Raw genomic sequence first — 15,877 nt, forward strand, 5'->3', positions numbered from 1 at the left:
CCTATTCATGCCTAGTAAATCTATTACAATCCAAGGTGCTAGAGCACATAACTTAAAAAATATTGATGTGAAAATTCCTAAAAACAAATTAGTAGTATTAACTGGCTTATCTGGATCAGGGAAATCTTCCCTAGCCTTTGATACCGTATATGCGGAAGGACAACGTAGATATGTTGAATCTCTTTCAGCATACGCTCGACAATTTTTAGGACAAATGGATAAGCCAGATGTAGATACAATAGAAGGATTATCTCCAGCAATTTCTATTGACCAAAAAACAACGAGTAAAAATCCGCGGTCAACAGTGGGTACTGTAACTGAAATTTATGATTACTTGCGTTTATTGTACGCACGGATTGGAAGACCAACTTGTCCGAAGCACGGCACGGAAATTAGTTCACAAACCGTACAGCAAATGGTCGATCGTATTTTAGAGTATCCAGAACGAACTAAGTTGCAAATTCTTGCTCCTGTAGTTTCAGGACGAAAGGGAGAGCATGTTAAAGTATTTGAAAAGCTAAAGCAAGAGGGCTATGTGAGAATTCGCGTAGATAAAGAAATGCGAGAAGTAACCGAGGAAATTAAACTCGAGAAAAATAAAAAGCATTCCATTGAAGTAGTTGTTGATCGAATCGTGGTTAAGGATGGTGTTGCTGGCCGACTAAGTGACTCTATGGAAACAGCACTTAAGCTTGGAGAAGGTAATATCATAGTAGATATCATCGGTGAAGAAGAGTTAATGTTTAGTGAAAATCATGCTTGTCCAATTTGTGGTTTTTCGATCAGCGAATTAGAGCCTAGATTGTTTTCATTTAACAGTCCTTATGGGGCTTGTTCAACTTGTGATGGTTTAGGCACAAATCTAGAAGTAGATTTGGACCTAGTCATACCTGACTGGAATAAATCACTAAATGAGCATGCTATTGTGGCGTGGGAACCAATAAGTTCGCAATACTACCCACAACTATTAAAAAGTGTATGTGATCATTACGATATTGATATGGATGTGCCAGTAAAAGATATTCCAAAGCATTTCATGGAGAAAATACTATTTGGTAGTGGTGACGATAAGATTCATTTTCACTATGTTAATGACTTTGGTAATGTACGAGACAATATGATCCATTTTGAAGGAGTTAGTAACAATATAGCTCGCCGTTATAAAGAAACTTCTTCTGATTTTATTCGTGAAACTTTAGAGAAGTTTATGGCACAAAAGCATTGTCCTACGTGCAAGGGTTACCGTTTAAAAGAAGAAGCATTGGCAGTTCGAATTGATGGGAAACATATTAGTATGATTACAGATTACTCGATTACAGAAGCCAAAGCATTTTTCCATGGACTAGATTTAACGGAAAAGGAAGAACAAATTGCTCGACTTATATTAAAGGAAATTAATAATAGACTGGAGTTTCTTCATAATGTTGGCCTGGATTACCTAACCATGTCACGTGCGGCAGGAACACTTTCTGGTGGTGAAGCACAACGAATTCGCTTAGCAACGCAAATTGGGTCTGCCTTAACTGGTGTTCTCTATGTACTTGATGAACCATCGATCGGACTACATCAACGAGATAATGATCGTTTAATAGAAACCTTGAAAAACATGCGTGATTTGGATAATACATTACTTGTAGTGGAACATGATGAAGACACGATGCTAGCTGCTGACTGGCTAATTGATATTGGACCAGGAGCTGGGGAGCATGGGGGAGAAATAGTCGCAAGTGGAACACCTAATAACGTGATGAAAAACAAAAAATCATTAACTGGACAGTATTTATCAGGAAAAAAATATATTTCCTTACCTACAAAACGTCGAGAAGCGGATGATCGCTATATCGAAGTTGTTGGTGCAACAGAGAATAATTTAAAAGATGTGTCAGTTAAGTTCCCTATAGGGCTAATGACAGTTGTGACTGGAGTATCAGGCTCCGGAAAAAGTACACTTGTAAATGAAATATTATATAAGTCTTTAGCTAAGCACCTGTATCGTGGTAAACATAAGCCTGGAAAACATAAAACGATCCATGGAATGGAACATATTGAAAAAGTCATAGATATTGACCAATCACCAATCGGTCGGACACCTCGATCCAACCCTGCTACCTATACCGGTGTCTTTGACGATGTTCGTGATGTTTTTGCCCAGACAAACGAAGCAAAGATACGTGGGTATAAAAAAGGTAGGTTCAGTTTTAATGTAAAAGGTGGAAGATGTGAAGCTTGTCGTGGTGACGGTATAATTAAAATTGAAATGCACTTCCTACCTGATGTTTATGTTCCATGTGAGGTATGTCATGGTAAACGATATAATCGGGAAACATTAGAAGTGAAATATAAAGGGAAAAATATTGCTGATGTATTAGCCATGAGGATTGAAGAGGCGTTAGACTTTTTTGCTAATATCCCGAAAGTAAAAAGGAAGCTACAAACAATTTATGATGTAGGATTAGGGTATATTAAGCTTGGCCAACCGGCAACAACTTTATCCGGTGGAGAAGCACAGCGTGTTAAATTAGCAAGTGAATTACATCGACGTTCAACCGGTAAATCATTTTATATTCTTGATGAACCGACAACTGGGTTACATGTTGATGATATAAAACGATTATTATCAGTATTGCAACGATTGGTTGATAATGGAGATTCGGTATTAATAATTGAACATAATTTAGATGTAATTAAGACTGCTGACCATATCATTGATTTAGGCCCTGAGGGTGGTTTCAGAGGGGGACAAATTATTGCCACTGGTACACCAGAACGAATTGCAGAAGAAGAGATTTCTTATACAGGTCGTTATTTGAAACCAATTCTTGAACGTGATCGTAAGCGATTAGCAGAAACAGTTCAAGAAAAAGAAAAAGTAAGTTCGAAGTAGTGATGGAAGGACAGTATGTTTTAGTGAACCTACTGTCCTTTTGTCTACCATAATCTCATCTGTAAGAGGTTCAAACCTTTGACGCGCCACCAGTATTTAGGTAAGGTAAAATGGAGAAATAGATTGGAGGAACTCGGGATGAAATCGATTGAAAAAGAAAAAGTTCAAGAGATGCTGGAAAGTTTCATCGATAAAGATGTATATGTCCATTTAGAAACAACAAATGGTGCATATGCAAGTCATTTTAATGATAAAGCATATAATGTAGGAGTTTACATACGAAATACACGGGTCAAATTTTCACAGGCAAAAATTGTAGGAGACGGTAACTCATATCGCGCTGGACTGAAGATGGATATTGGTTGGATATATGCTGAAGGCTTAACCGATTGGGAGATCTATGAAGATGCAAAACTATTACTTGCTGGTCATGACAGAGAAGGACGATTAATGGTTGCACTACAACTTAGTGAAACCCCATTTGATTACTAAAGGGAATGAAAGGGTGAATTATTATGGAAAAACATGTCGTAGTCATATACCCCCATCCAGATGATGAATCATTTGGTGCAGCAGGAACGATTTCGCAATTTCGTGAACAAGGTGTACCTGTAACTTATTTATGCGGGACACTAGGTGAAATGGGGAGGAATATGGGTTCTCCTACTTTTGCTAATCGAGAATCATTACCAAAAATTCGTAAAGAAGAATTGATTCAAGCGTGCAAGGTTCTAGACATGGAAGTGCAGATGTTGGGATATCGGGATAAAACACTTGAGTATGAAGATAGAAAAGAAGTTGCGATCCATTTAAAAGGAATATTAGAAGAATTAAAACCGAGTTTAGTTATTACGCATTACCCAGATCATGCCATACATCCAGACCATAATGCTTTAGGTGCTGCTGCAATTGAAGCAGTTCGTATGATGGATTCCGAGGAGAGCCCAACCGTTTGGGCACAAGCGATTACCAATACACAAGATGAAGATCTTGGAAAGCCGGATATTATTAACGATGTTACAGGTGATTTTGAAAAGAAATTGGAAGCGATACTTGCTCATAAATCACAAGCGAGTGGTATGCTAAAAACATTTAACCAAGGTGAAGATATTTCAGATGATCATAAAGAATTGGCAAAGAAACGACTGGGCAAAGAACGTTTTTATATTTGGAAATATTAATTTGGTTAGCGTATTCCAAAATGAGGTGAGCATATGAAGAAATTATATAGATCTGAAAAAGACCGTATGGTTGCTGGTGTATTAGCTGGTATAGGTGAGTATTTCAAAATTGACCCAACTATTATCAGGCTACTATTTATCGTATTATTTTTTGTAACAAATTTATTTTTATTAGTTGCCTATATTATTGCTATCTTCATTATTCCTAATGAAAGTAGGTTACACTAATGCTCAAGAGAGCTTTGATTTCGGTATTTTTAAATGCAGTCGCATTGATTGCTGTCGCGCAACTTTTCGAATCATTCCAACTAGAAGGTTTCGGATCCGCCATATTAGCAAGTCTTATTCTCGCAATATTGAATGTCATGATAAAACCAATTTTAATACTATTAACCTTACCAATAACGGTGATTTCTCTAGGGCTGTTTCTATTTATTATCAATGCATTCACATTAATGATTGCTCAGGCGATTATGGGATCATCCTTTGAGATCGAAGGTTTTGGAACAGCAATCTTAGCTGCTGTAATCATATCCATTCTTAACCTGCTCTTGAATCGATTGGTCAAAGATACATTGAAATCGTAGACAAATTGTCTGCGGTTTTTCTATTCAGTAATTAGAAAGTTGCCAATCGTTCCTTCCTTCTATTAAAATATGCTACAATGTTAAACAGTTAGGCACTATTTATGGAGGATAAAAAATGAAAACAATCGTAAGAACGAATGACTTACTTGAAAATTTCAATTTAACGCTAGTTGCAGGGGAAGACGGTATACATAGAGAAATTGTAACAAGTGATATTTCTCGACCTGGGATTGAAATGACAGGGTATTTTAAATATTATCCGAAAGAACGATTACAGCTCATTGGAAAAACAGAGATGACGTATTTTCTAGACCTTAGTGATGCAGAGAAAAGAGATCGGGCAGAATGTTTATGTACTGATATTACACCAGGTATTGTCGTATCAAGAGGCATGGAGGTTCCTGAAATCCTAAAGGAAGCGGCCAATAAATCAGGCGTGCCGATCCTTCACTCACCTCGTAAAACAACACGCGTAATAAGTAGGTTGACTAACTACTTAGAAGCAAAGTTTGCTCCCTTTACAGCAATTCATGGGGTGCTTGTTGATATTTATGGTGTAGGTGTATTAATCACAGGGCAAAGTGGTGTCGGTAAAAGTGAAACTGCGTTAGAGTTAGTTAAACGAGGGCATCGACTAGTTGCAGACGACAGTGTAGAAATTCGTCAAGAGGATTACGATACATTAATTGGTAACTCACCACCACTTATTGAACATTTATTAGAAATACGAGGATTAGGGATTATTAATGTCATGACCCTTTTCGGTGCTGGATCGGTTCGTAGTTATAAAAAAATATCGATGATCATTAATCTGGAGTTATGGGATCAGAAGAAGCAATATGATCGGTTAGGATTAGATGAAGATACGATGAAAATTATGGATGTAAAACTTCCAAAAGCAACAATCCCCGTTCGTCCAGGAAGAAACCTTGCTGTTATTATTGAAGTAGCAGCGATGAACTTTCGACTGAAACGAATGGGTGTCAATGCAGCAGAAGAATTTTCAGAGCGATTAACCACCATGATGGATCAAGAAAAAGATGAACTAGAATAGGAGGGGTTGTTTGTGAGTTGTGATGCACCAGCACTCGATCGAGTATTTTTACAAATTGGTACATTACCAATATATTGGTATGGCGTAATTATTGCTACAGGTGCCTTTTTAGGATTGTGGCTAGTTACCAAAGAAGCGAATCGTTTAGGTTTGAAAAAAGATGTAATGGTAGATTTAGTGGTTTACGCGATTCCAATTTCCATTATCTGTGCACGTATCTATTATGTAACCTTTGAATGGGAGCGCTATGCAGATGGTCCATTTTGGAGAGTATTTGCCATATGGGAAGGCGGAATTGCGATTCATGGAGCCTTAATAGGGGCAGTTATTACAACTGTTGTTTTTGCAAGAGTAAAAAAAATATCTTTCTGGCAACTAGTAGATATTGCAGCACCAGGTTTGATTTTAGGGCAGGCAATTGGTCGCTGGGGAAACTTTATGAATCAAGAAGCACATGGTGGACCAATTTCCGAGTCTACGTATAATAGCTTCCCTCAATATTTACCTGATTTTATCATGAATCAAATGTGTATTGATGGTGTGATGTACCATCCTACATTTTTATATGAATCAGTTTGGAATATTTTGGTTCTCATATTATTGTTAGTACTTCGTAGAAAAAATCTTATACGTGGGGAAGTATTCTTAGCATACTTAATGTCGTATTCTGTTGGTCGTTTCTTTATTGAAGGCATGCGTACAGATAGTCTTTATGGAGGAGGACTTCGTGCAGCACAAGTAATTTCGGTATTAATTATTGTTGGTGCAATACTTATAATTATTTATCGTCGAAAAACGATTTCCGAACGATATAATGATCCTCAGCCAAACAATGGGAAAAAGAAAGGAAAGAAAAACACTAAAAAGAAAAAATAACAACATTTAAGATGACAAAAGGTGGGATGGAGAATGTCCGGGATTTTGATCCGTGGATTACAGGAGGGGCTTAAAACAACATGGACGTTAGGGAAAGTTATTTTCCCTATTACGTTAATTGTCACGATTTTACAACATACACCGGTATTACCGTGGATTATTGAAAAGATCAGTCCAATTATGGGGTTGCTCGGACTATCCGGGGAGGCAGCTGTTCCATTAGTACTTGGAAATACGTTGAACTTATACGCTGGAATCGCTGCTATTGTGTCATTTGATTTTACAGTTAAAGAAGTTTTCATTTTAGCTATCATGCTATCCTTCTCCCATAACTTATTTATTGAATCAGCAGTAGCTTCAAGGGTAGGAGTAAGTTGGTGGTTGATTTCAGGTATTCGTATTGGTCTGGCGTTAATTGCTGCTATTGTAATTAACCTGGTATGGAATGGTGGATCAGAGTTTGCAAAATATGGGCTGATTTCGTCAAAAGAAGTTGTATTAAATGGATGGGGTGAAATTACGCTCCAAGGTATTCAAACTGCAGCCATAGCTGTTCTACAATTAGCGCTAATTGTAATTCCATTAATGATTGTTATGCAGTATTTACGTGAGAAAGGCTGGTTAAACAAATTATCCAATGGAATTGCTCCATTTACGAAGGTTTTAGGAATGGAAAAAAATACGTCCATGACGCTAGTGGCCGGTTTAACGATTGGGTTAGCATATGGTGCTGGATTGATGATTCAAGCAGTTAAGGAAGACGGTGTCTCTAGGCGGGATATGACGTTAGCATTGATATTCTTAGTATCATGCCATGCCGTTGTGGAGGATACATTAGTCTTCATTCCGCTTGGTATACCGGTATGGCCATTACTCATCATTCGACTTATTACGGCAATTATATTAACCATGGCAATTGCGTTTGTATGGAAACGTGCTGATCAACAAAAAGGGAAGGAAGTCACCAGTGAGCATTCGTACAATACTCTTTGATTTAGATGGAACATTAATTGACACAAACGAACTGATTATGGAATCCTTTAATCATACGTTTAAACAATATGGAAAAGAATTCACGAAACAAGAATTATTGGCTTTTAATGGACCACCACTTCGTGAAACGTTTGAAAAAATTGATAAAGACCAGGCCGACGCGATGGTTAACACGTATCGGGAACATAATCTATTTCATCACGATCGCTATGTAAAAGCTTTTCCACATGTAGTGGAAACGATAAAGAAGTTAAAGAGCCAAGGAATTAGACTTGCTATTGTAACAACAAAGATGGATAAGAGCGTTCAGATGGGATTAAAAATTAATGGATTAGATGATTTGTTTGAATCGATTATTACTTTAGATGATGTGACACATGCGAAGCCCCATCCTGAACCCGTGTTAATGGCAATGGAAAAATTACAAGCGGATCGAGATTCAACGCTAATGGTAGGGGATAATTCGCACGATATCGAATCTGGTCATCATGCAGGTGTACGTACCGCAGGAGTGGCGTGGTCTCATAAAGGGAAAGGATTTCTCGAAAAGTATAACCCAACATACATGTTAGAGGATATACGAGACTTACTGCAATTAATACCTACAACGAGAAATTGATTGGTTTGTGGTGAAGGCCGTCTTATGAAAGTTTGATGCATTTTCCTAGTATTGAATATTGATGAGCAGTTGATAAAAAATCCATAGTCAGTCGCTTTCAACGGGGAACGCGAAGAAGCAAAGAGGATAAATGGATAGGAGAAGTATGGAAATGGACAATGCTTCCCTTATTTGTGACAAAATTGGGTAATAAAGAAGTTATAAGGACATCAGTTCCGTTATTAACCAAAATGGTAGGTATTCTGGTACGAAATAGAGCAAATAACGTACTTGATGTCCGATAAAATTTTCAAATGAAATTATTTTATGAAATAACGTACGCCATGTCCGCTCCGTTTAAACCCTATTTCAAGCGAAGGCGATAAGACCCCACAGGAGCGGTGTTGGGAGTACTATAATTCGTAAAAAAAGCAACAATGAGCTTTTGTGAAAACTTGTAGGAGTGTAGTCTATGCGGAAAACGAAACGATTTCAAGTTAAAAATGCTAATTCGTTATGGCATATCTATAAAACCGTTTCATTTTGGAAGGTCGTCAAAAACTTTATAGTCATTCAAATTGCGAGATACACTCCGTTTCTACGAGTGAAAAATTGGTTATACCGCGTGTTTTTGCGAATGAAAATTGGAGAAGAATCTTCATTCGCCTTAATGGTAATGCCGGATATAATGTTTCCAGAAAAGATTACGGTTGGGAAAAATAGCGTGATTGGATATAACACGACAATATTAGCTCATGAGTATTTGATTAAAGAATATCGCATTGGCGATGTTGTTATCGGGAACAACGTGTTAATTGGAGCGAACACGACCATTTTACCTGGTGTGACAATCGGTGATGGCGCTGTTGTCTCAGCAGCAACCCTAGTACATAAAGATGTTTCAGCAGGGTCCTTTGTCGGTGGGAATCCAATGAAGGTTATTTACACGAAAGAAGAAATGGAACAACGGTCTAGTAGAGATATGAAAGATTAGGGTAGGTGTGTTAGATGATTCCATCAGGTGTATTACCGGCGATTCGTAATATGAAAGACTTCGATCAAGTACTGAAATCGAAGCATGAGGCAATTGTTTTGTTAGAAACACGTCTTTCACAATTGAATAGCATTGTAACCTATGCAAAGAAAAATCATAAGAAGGTATATCTTCATTTTGATCTCATTCAAGGATTAAAAGCAGATGAATATGGGATGGAGTTTCTAGTACGAGAAATTAAGCCTGATGGAATTATATCTACAAGAGGGAATGTGATAGGGTTAGCTAAAAAGCATAAATTATTAGCCATTCAACGTATGTTTTTATTAGATAGTATAGCCCTAGAAAACAACCTAAGATTAATTGAAAAATCACGACCTGATTGTATTGAAGTTTTACCAGGGTTAATCCCAAGTGTGATTGATCAAGTACATACTGAATCCGGGTTGCCAATTGTAGCCGGTGGATTAATAAAAACCGAAGCTGATGTAATTGCAGCACTAGATGCTGGAGCAGTTGCAGTAACCTCTTCGAATTCGGATCTTTGGGAGTATTAAATGAATTACCTCATCTTGTTTAAAACAAGATGAGGTTTTTTGATAAAATTCCTTGAAAAGCAGGGAATAAACTGAAAGATAAAGAATATATATTGTAATTCATGTGTAATGGGGAGGTATTATGGTATGGAAAAATACATATTAGCGATCGATCAAGGAACAACAAGTTCTCGAGCGATTATATTTAATCATAATGGAGAAATAGTGGACACTTCGCAACAGGAGTTTGAACAGCATTTTCCTAAACCAGGCTGGGTGGAGCATGATGCAAGTGAGATATGGACTTCGGTATTAGCGTGCATTGCAGATGTGCTTCGTAAATGTGATGTGAATCCAGAACAAATTGCTGGGATCGGAATAACGAATCAACGGGAAACAACTGTTGTTTGGGACCGTAAAACCGGAAAGCCGATTTACCGTGCAATTGTTTGGCAATCCAGACAATCTGCTACGATTTGTGATGAATTGAAAATCAAAGGATATGAAGATTTATTTAGAGAAAAAACAGGGTTATTAGTAGATCCTTACTTTTCAGGGACGAAAGTAAAATGGATTCTGGACCATGTAGAAGGTGCTAGGGAAAGAGCGAATAATGGGGATTTATTATTCGGCACAATAGATACATGGCTTGTGTACAAACTAACAGGTGGGAAAAATCATGTTACAGACTATTCCAATGCTTCTCGCACATTAATGTATAACATCTTTGACCTAGAGTGGGACCAGGAGTTATTAGATCTGTTAACTGTTCCATCATCTATGTTACCGGACGTGAAGCAATCATCAGAAATATATGGACATACCGTTGATTACCATTTCTTTGGCCATGAAATTCCAATTGCAGGTATTGCAGGTGACCAACAAGCCGCATTGTTTGGTCAAGCCTGCTATGAAGAAGGGATGGCAAAAAATACGTATGGAACAGGATGCTTCTTATTAATGAATACCGGAGAAAAAGCTGTAAAATCAGAACATGGCTTATTAACAACGCTAGCATGGGGTGTTAATGGAAAAGTTGAATATGCGTTAGAGGGAAGTATTTTTGTAGCGGGATCTGCCGTGCAGTGGCTACGAGATGGGTTACAAATTATTGAAAGTTCCCCTGAAACTGAAGCATTGGCACAAGCAGTTGATTCAACCGACGGTGTGTATGTTGTTCCTGCATTTGTTGGATTAGGTACACCATATTGGGATAGTGATGTACGTGGTGCTGTTTTTGGGTTGACCCGAGGAACATCGAAGGAGCATTTTGTACGCGCTACATTAGAATCATTAGCTTATCAAACACGAGATGTGGTTGAAGCAATGGTTTCAGATTCAGATATTGATTTAAAAAAGCTCCGTGTAGATGGTGGTGTAGTTAAAAATAATTTCTTAATGCAATTTCAAAGTGATGTATTAGGAGCGGTAGTAGAGCGTCCAATTGTTAATGAAACGACAGCACTTGGTGCAGCTTACTTGGCAGGTTTGGCTGTTGGTTTTTGGGATAGTAAGGAAGAAATTGCGAAACAATGGAACATTGATTATACATTTACAGGAAAAATGAACGATCAAGAAAAAGAAAACTTATATTCTGGCTGGAAGAAAGCGGTACATGCAGCACAAGCCTTTAAATAAAGTATGAAATTTGTATATCGAAATTACATGTGATAAACTTAAACATAAGTTAATATATTTTGGACGGAGAATTGGAGAACCGCAAACAACTAATGTAGAAATACATTAGTTTGTTTTGCGGATTTTTTATTTTCTGGATTTATGGTCATGATAAAGATAAGAAACTAGGGGGAGTGTGTAGAATGAAAAAATTTTCTAGTTATAAACGAAAGGAAAGCATTGCACAAATAAAGGGTGAAGAGCTTGATTTATTAGTAATTGGCGGAGGTATTACCGGGGCAGGGATTTCTTTGGACGCTGTAACAAGAGGATTAAAAACTGCTGTTGTGGAAATGCAGGATTTTGCAGCGGGTACATCTAGCCGATCAACAAAGCTGGTTCATGGAGGTTTGCGATATTTAAAGCAGTTTGATGTTAAAGTGGTAGCTGAAGTAGGGAAAGAGCGGGCGATTGTGTATGAAAATGGTCCCCATGTGACAACACCCGAATGGATGATGCTGCCGTTTCATACAGGTGGTACATTTGGTCCGTTTACTACTAACATTGGATTACGAGTCTATGATTTTCTCGCCGGAGTAAAAAAAGAGGAACGTCGTAAAATGTTTCGTCCGGAAGAAGCTCTTACAAAAGAGCCACTCATTAAGCGTGATGGTTTAAAAGGAGCTGGTTATTATGTTGAATATAAAACAGATGATGCTCGGCTAACAATTGAAGTACTGAAAAAAGCTGTCGAAAAAGGTGCACATGCAATTAATTATATGAAGGTTATTGATTTTATTTATGATGATACCGGAAAATTAATTGGAGCGACTATGGAGGATCAAATTACAAAAGAAGTACATGAAATATTTGCTAAAAAAATTATCAATGCAGGTGGACCATGGGTAGATGGGGTACGCGAATTGGATGGTTCCAAGCATGGCAAACATTTGTATTTGACAAAAGGTGTGCACTTAGTATTTCCTAATAAACTATTCCCATTACAGCAGGCTATCTATTTTGATACACCTGATGGACGGATGGTCTTTGCGATTCCACGTGATCAAAAAACATATGTAGGTACAACCGATACTACATATGAAGGAGATATAGCACATCCTACTATGACTACGAAAGATAGGGACTACATCATCGACGCTATTCGTTATATGTTCCCATCGTTAAATATTTCTGCAGACGATGTTGAATCTAGTTGGGCTGGGTTGCGCCCATTAATAGCTGAAGATGGTAAAGGGCCTAGTGAAATATCACGGAAAGATGAAATGTTTGTATCGGAATCAGGACTAATTTCCATGGCTGGCGGAAAGTTAACTGGATATCGTAAAATGGCAGAACAAGCTGTTAATACAGTAGTCAAGCAATTAAAAGAGGAGAATGGTATTCTTTATTCTACATCAGATACGGAAAAATTACCTATATCTGGTGGAGAAGTTGGAGGCTCAAGTGGATTTGAAACATTTAAAAAAGCGAAAGTGAAAGAAGCTATTTCATTAGGGTTATCGGAAGAAAGAGGACTTTCCTTAGTGTCAAGGTATGGATCTAATGTAGAAAAAGTGTTTGAAATTTTTGTTGAAAGACGAATGGAAGCAGAGAGTGAAAAACTGGATCCTGTTATCTTTGCAGAGCTTTGCTATGGATTAGAGTATGAGCTAGTGTATAAACCAGTAGACTTTTTCGTTCGTCGAACTGGTGCATTATTCTTTGCTATTGATTGGGTGCATGAATACAAATCGCCAGTGATTGATTATATGGCTAAATCACTAGGTTGGACTGATGAACAAAAAACAAATTATACAGTTGAATTAGACCAATTGTTAAAAGAAGCGGTAACACCGGTCGAATGATGAGAGGGAACTTCCATCCTGATAATAGGGTGGAAGTTTTTATGTTGTGCGATTGAGAAATCATCGGATGCAAGTGAGGAAACATCTGATACAAGTTGGATATCTTCGCCCAACTAGGACAAAACTTTTACCACGAATGACCGTATTCCAACTAACCAAATATCACTATATAATTCTATATTTAATTATGGTATACTTTTTTCGATATGTTAAAAAATAGGGGGATATGTATGCAAAACGTGAAAAATAGAGAAAAAGATCGAAAATCAAACAATCTTATCCCTTTTATTCCCGAAGGTGACTTTTATTTCACAAAAGGTGTGGAAGCTTTTCGAAAGAGAAAGTTTGAGGTTGCGTTAAAATGGATGAATAAGGCAGTTGAGGCTGTACCAAAGGATCCTTTGTATCAGTGTCAAATGTCTATTATATATACGGAAATAGGTTCTTATCATAAAGCGAACCAAGTTTTAACTAATGTGTTACAGTCAACCGGTGATAAATACGCGGATTGCTATTATTTATTAGCAAACAATTACGCTCACTTGGGTCTCTTAAATGATGCTAGAAAATATGCAAAATCATATCTAGATCTGGAACCAGAAGGTGACTTTAGTGAAGAAGCAAAAGGATTACTTCAGTTAATCGAATTTGATGATGAAGAAGATGATGAAAATGATTGGGGACCACCAATCGATGATGAAGATGAACTGTTAATTTATCAAGAGACTGCATTTTACCATCTCGAACATCAGGAATGGGAAAAAGCGATATTGATATTAGAGGAAATGCTGACGTTATTTCCCGAACATAAAACGGCGAATCATGAGTACGCACATGCTTTATTTTTTAATAACGAACGGAAAAAAGCAATACAAATGGAATTGGAATTGCTGCAAGAAGAGCCGAATAACCTTTTTAGTCATACAAACTTAGCTTTATTTTATTATGAAGCAAATGATGAAGAGTACAAACGGCATATACGTGCATTATTAAATGTATATCCAATACACGAACAGCAAAAATTAAGGATAGCAGTAACCTTGGCTAGGACAGGCTATTATGAAGAGTCCTATGCACGATTTCGAATGCTATCTAAGGGTATAGTGAAGAGTCATGTTTCCTATTATCGCTGGTATAGTTTAACTGCATATCGGATTGAAGAGGTAGAAAAGGCGAACGCCTTATGGCAAGAAGGGCGTAGAAAACATAATGTGTTAGTACAAGAAAAAGAGCCTTGGAATACGTGAGCAAAACGCTAGACTAAGCAGTACTAATCGAATACGCTATTAGTGATGACAGATATAAAAAAAGAGGTGTAAATCATGTCCGATCCAAAAATGTATGATGTTATTATTGCGGGAGCGGGACCAGCTGGGATGACTGCAGCTGTATATACATCACGGGCAAATTTAGAAACGTTGATGATCGAAAGAGGTATTCCAGGTGGACAAATGGCAAACACGGAAGATGTTGAAAACTATCCTGGATTTGATCATATATTAGGCCCAGATCTTTCCAATAAAATGTTTGATCATGCGAAGAAATTTGGCGCTGAATATGCTTATGGTGATATTAAAGAAGTTATTGATCATGGTGATTATAAAACCGTTGTAGCAGGTAACAAAGAATATAATACGAGAGCATTAATTATTGCAACTGGTGCGCAATATAAAAAGCTAGGTATACCTGGTGAAGAAGAACTAGGTGGTCGAGGCGTATCATATTGTGCAGTGTGTGATGGTGCTTTCTTTAAAGAGAAAGAGTTGGTAGTTATTGGTGGAGGAGACTCTGCAGTTGAAGAGGGTGTATACTTGACTCGCTTTGCGAATAAAGTAACGATTGTTCACCGTCGTGACGAATTACGTGCTCAAAAAATTCTTCAACAACGAGCATTTGATAATGACAAAATTGACTTTATCTGGGATACGGTTGTGGAGACAATAAATGGACCAGACGGAAAAGTTAGCAGTGTAACACTTAAGAATGTTGAAACAGGAGAACAACAAGAGTTCTCTGCTGAAGGTGTATTTGTTTACATCGGAATGGTGCCACTTAGCAAACCGTTCCAATCATTAGGAATTACCAATGATGAAGGATATATTGTAACAAATGAGCATATGGAGACAAATGTTCCTGGAATATATGCTGCAGGAGATATTCGTGAAAAGACACTTCGACAAATTGTAACAGCTACAGGTGATGGTAGTATTGCAGCAGAAGCAGCACAAAAATATTTAGAAGAACTTACCGAAAAATTAGGTGCTGCAAAATCATAAATAATTTTTTTAAAACGTAAAGGCTTTTTAACGTCACTGTAACACGCACGAAATATTATTAGGTTACAATAAGAATAACTAATTGACCCCCTTTTTAATAAATAGATTAGCTTTTGCACAGATGAATCGCATCTGTGCCCTTTTTTTGCCTTAATCAGCAAAAATTGTCCAATCTCGTTGGGGAATAATATTGTAAAAACAGGAAAATAATCTCTTTTCTTTGTAATAAGCATCCAAACCGAAAATAACTAACCAGCCCGAAAATGAGTGCAGAAAACTGGAAACGAAATTATTCATTGGAATCAAGAAAAGCTTAAAGCTTATCCTGCATAAATGCGACGAAGGTTTACACCATAAATCTTGGCGAAAAATCAAGTTTTCTAATATAATGGAAGTAGTGTTTAATTATATATCGC

The 15,877-nt window shown here is 37.4% G+C and carries 15 protein-coding genes; all 15 read left to right on the top strand.

What is annotated here, in order from left to right; genetic code table 11:
• The first annotated feature begins 7 nt into the window (after positions 1-7).
• Complete coding sequence (uvrA, locus tag ACFSTA_RS15105) at positions 8-2,884, top strand: excinuclease ABC subunit UvrA (RefSeq protein WP_377557621.1); 2,877 nt, start codon at positions 8-10, stop codon at positions 2,882-2,884.
• 138 nt (positions 2,885-3,022) lie between these two features.
• Entirely contained in the window at positions 3,023-3,376 is a 354-nt protein-coding gene (locus ACFSTA_RS15110) for a YojF family protein (protein WP_377557622.1), read from the top strand.
• 23 nt (positions 3,377-3,399) lie between these two features.
• Positions 3,400-4,065: a bacillithiol biosynthesis deacetylase BshB2 gene (bshB2, locus tag ACFSTA_RS15115; RefSeq protein ID WP_377557623.1), complete on the top strand. Its 666-nt coding sequence runs from the start codon at positions 3,400-3,402 to the stop codon at positions 4,063-4,065.
• Positions 4,066-4,098: 33 nt separating this feature from the next.
• Complete coding sequence (locus tag ACFSTA_RS15120) at positions 4,099-4,293, top strand: PspC domain-containing protein (protein WP_377557624.1); 195 nt, start codon at positions 4,099-4,101, stop codon at positions 4,291-4,293.
• Positions 4,293-4,652, top strand: a complete 360-nt coding sequence (locus ACFSTA_RS15125; RefSeq protein WP_377557625.1) for a phage holin family protein — start codon at positions 4,293-4,295, stop codon at positions 4,650-4,652. The genes ACFSTA_RS15120 and ACFSTA_RS15125 overlap by 1 nt, the downstream gene beginning before the upstream one ends.
• Positions 4,653-4,767: 115 nt before the next feature.
• Positions 4,768-5,706, top strand: coding sequence for an HPr(Ser) kinase/phosphatase (gene hprK, locus ACFSTA_RS15130; protein ID WP_377557626.1), 939 nt, complete (start codon positions 4,768-4,770; stop codon positions 5,704-5,706).
• Between the two features lie 12 nt (positions 5,707-5,718).
• The gene (gene lgt, locus ACFSTA_RS15135) at positions 5,719-6,582 is read left to right on the top strand and encodes a prolipoprotein diacylglyceryl transferase (RefSeq protein WP_377557627.1); all 864 of its coding nucleotides are present in this window, start codon (positions 5,719-5,721) and stop codon (positions 6,580-6,582) included.
• Positions 6,583-6,615: 33 nt separating this feature from the next.
• Complete coding sequence (locus ACFSTA_RS15140; RefSeq protein ID WP_377557628.1) at positions 6,616-7,575, top strand: nucleoside recognition domain-containing protein; 960 nt, start codon at positions 6,616-6,618, stop codon at positions 7,573-7,575.
• Complete coding sequence (gene ppaX, locus ACFSTA_RS15145) at positions 7,550-8,194, top strand: pyrophosphatase PpaX (RefSeq protein ID WP_377557629.1); 645 nt, start codon at positions 7,550-7,552, stop codon at positions 8,192-8,194. Before ACFSTA_RS15140 ends, ppaX begins: the two co-directional genes overlap by 26 nt.
• A gap of 451 nt (positions 8,195-8,645) precedes the next feature.
• The gene (locus tag ACFSTA_RS15150; protein ID WP_377557630.1) at positions 8,646-9,167 is read left to right on the top strand and encodes an acyltransferase; all 522 of its coding nucleotides are present in this window, start codon (positions 8,646-8,648) and stop codon (positions 9,165-9,167) included.
• 14 nt (positions 9,168-9,181) lie between these two features.
• Positions 9,182-9,724, top strand: coding sequence for a glycerol-3-phosphate responsive antiterminator (locus tag ACFSTA_RS15155; RefSeq protein ID WP_377557631.1), 543 nt, complete (start codon positions 9,182-9,184; stop codon positions 9,722-9,724).
• A 126-nt stretch (positions 9,725-9,850) separates the two neighbouring features.
• On the top strand, positions 9,851-11,341 hold the full coding sequence (gene glpK, locus ACFSTA_RS15160) for a glycerol kinase GlpK (protein ID WP_377557632.1): 1,491 nt from the start codon (positions 9,851-9,853) through the stop codon (positions 11,339-11,341).
• Positions 11,342-11,523: 182 nt separating this feature from the next.
• Positions 11,524-13,185 carry a glycerol-3-phosphate dehydrogenase/oxidase gene (locus tag ACFSTA_RS15165; protein WP_377557633.1) on the top strand — a complete coding sequence of 554 codons (1,662 nt, stop codon included), beginning with the start codon at positions 11,524-11,526 and terminating at the stop codon, positions 13,183-13,185.
• Positions 13,186-13,415: 230 nt separating this feature from the next.
• Positions 13,416-14,432 carry a tetratricopeptide repeat protein gene (locus ACFSTA_RS15170; RefSeq protein WP_377557634.1) on the top strand — a complete coding sequence of 339 codons (1,017 nt, stop codon included), beginning with the start codon at positions 13,416-13,418 and terminating at the stop codon, positions 14,430-14,432.
• Between the two features lie 75 nt (positions 14,433-14,507).
• The gene (gene trxB, locus ACFSTA_RS15175; protein WP_377557635.1) at positions 14,508-15,461 is read left to right on the top strand and encodes a thioredoxin-disulfide reductase; all 954 of its coding nucleotides are present in this window, start codon (positions 14,508-14,510) and stop codon (positions 15,459-15,461) included.
• Positions 15,462-15,877 lie beyond the last annotated feature (416 nt).

The sequence above is a fragment of the Ornithinibacillus salinisoli genome (genome assembly GCF_042684965.1).
Taxonomy (GTDB): domain Bacteria; phylum Bacillota; class Bacilli; order Bacillales; family Amphibacillaceae; genus Ornithinibacillus; species Ornithinibacillus salinisoli.

Coding starts and splice junctions, on each gene's coding strand:
- uvrA (WP_377557621.1), top strand. CDS start 8: ATGCCTAGTAAATCTATTACAATCCAAGGTGCTAGAGCACATAACTTA.
- ACFSTA_RS15110 (WP_377557622.1), top strand. CDS start 3,023: ATGAAATCGATTGAAAAAGAAAAAGTTCAAGAGATGCTGGAAAGTTTC.
- bshB2 (WP_377557623.1), top strand. CDS start 3,400: ATGGAAAAACATGTCGTAGTCATATACCCCCATCCAGATGATGAATCA.
- ACFSTA_RS15120 (WP_377557624.1), top strand. CDS start 4,099: ATGAAGAAATTATATAGATCTGAAAAAGACCGTATGGTTGCTGGTGTA.
- ACFSTA_RS15125 (WP_377557625.1), top strand. CDS start 4,293: ATGCTCAAGAGAGCTTTGATTTCGGTATTTTTAAATGCAGTCGCATTG.
- hprK (WP_377557626.1), top strand. CDS start 4,768: ATGAAAACAATCGTAAGAACGAATGACTTACTTGAAAATTTCAATTTA.
- ACFSTA_RS15140 (WP_377557628.1), top strand. CDS start 6,616: ATGTCCGGGATTTTGATCCGTGGATTACAGGAGGGGCTTAAAACAACA.
- ACFSTA_RS15150 (WP_377557630.1), top strand. CDS start 8,646: ATGCGGAAAACGAAACGATTTCAAGTTAAAAATGCTAATTCGTTATGG.
- ACFSTA_RS15155 (WP_377557631.1), top strand. CDS start 9,182: ATGATTCCATCAGGTGTATTACCGGCGATTCGTAATATGAAAGACTTC.
- glpK (WP_377557632.1), top strand. CDS start 9,851: ATGGAAAAATACATATTAGCGATCGATCAAGGAACAACAAGTTCTCGA.
- ACFSTA_RS15165 (WP_377557633.1), top strand. CDS start 11,524: ATGAAAAAATTTTCTAGTTATAAACGAAAGGAAAGCATTGCACAAATA.
- ACFSTA_RS15170 (WP_377557634.1), top strand. CDS start 13,416: ATGCAAAACGTGAAAAATAGAGAAAAAGATCGAAAATCAAACAATCTT.
- trxB (WP_377557635.1), top strand. CDS start 14,508: ATGTCCGATCCAAAAATGTATGATGTTATTATTGCGGGAGCGGGACCA.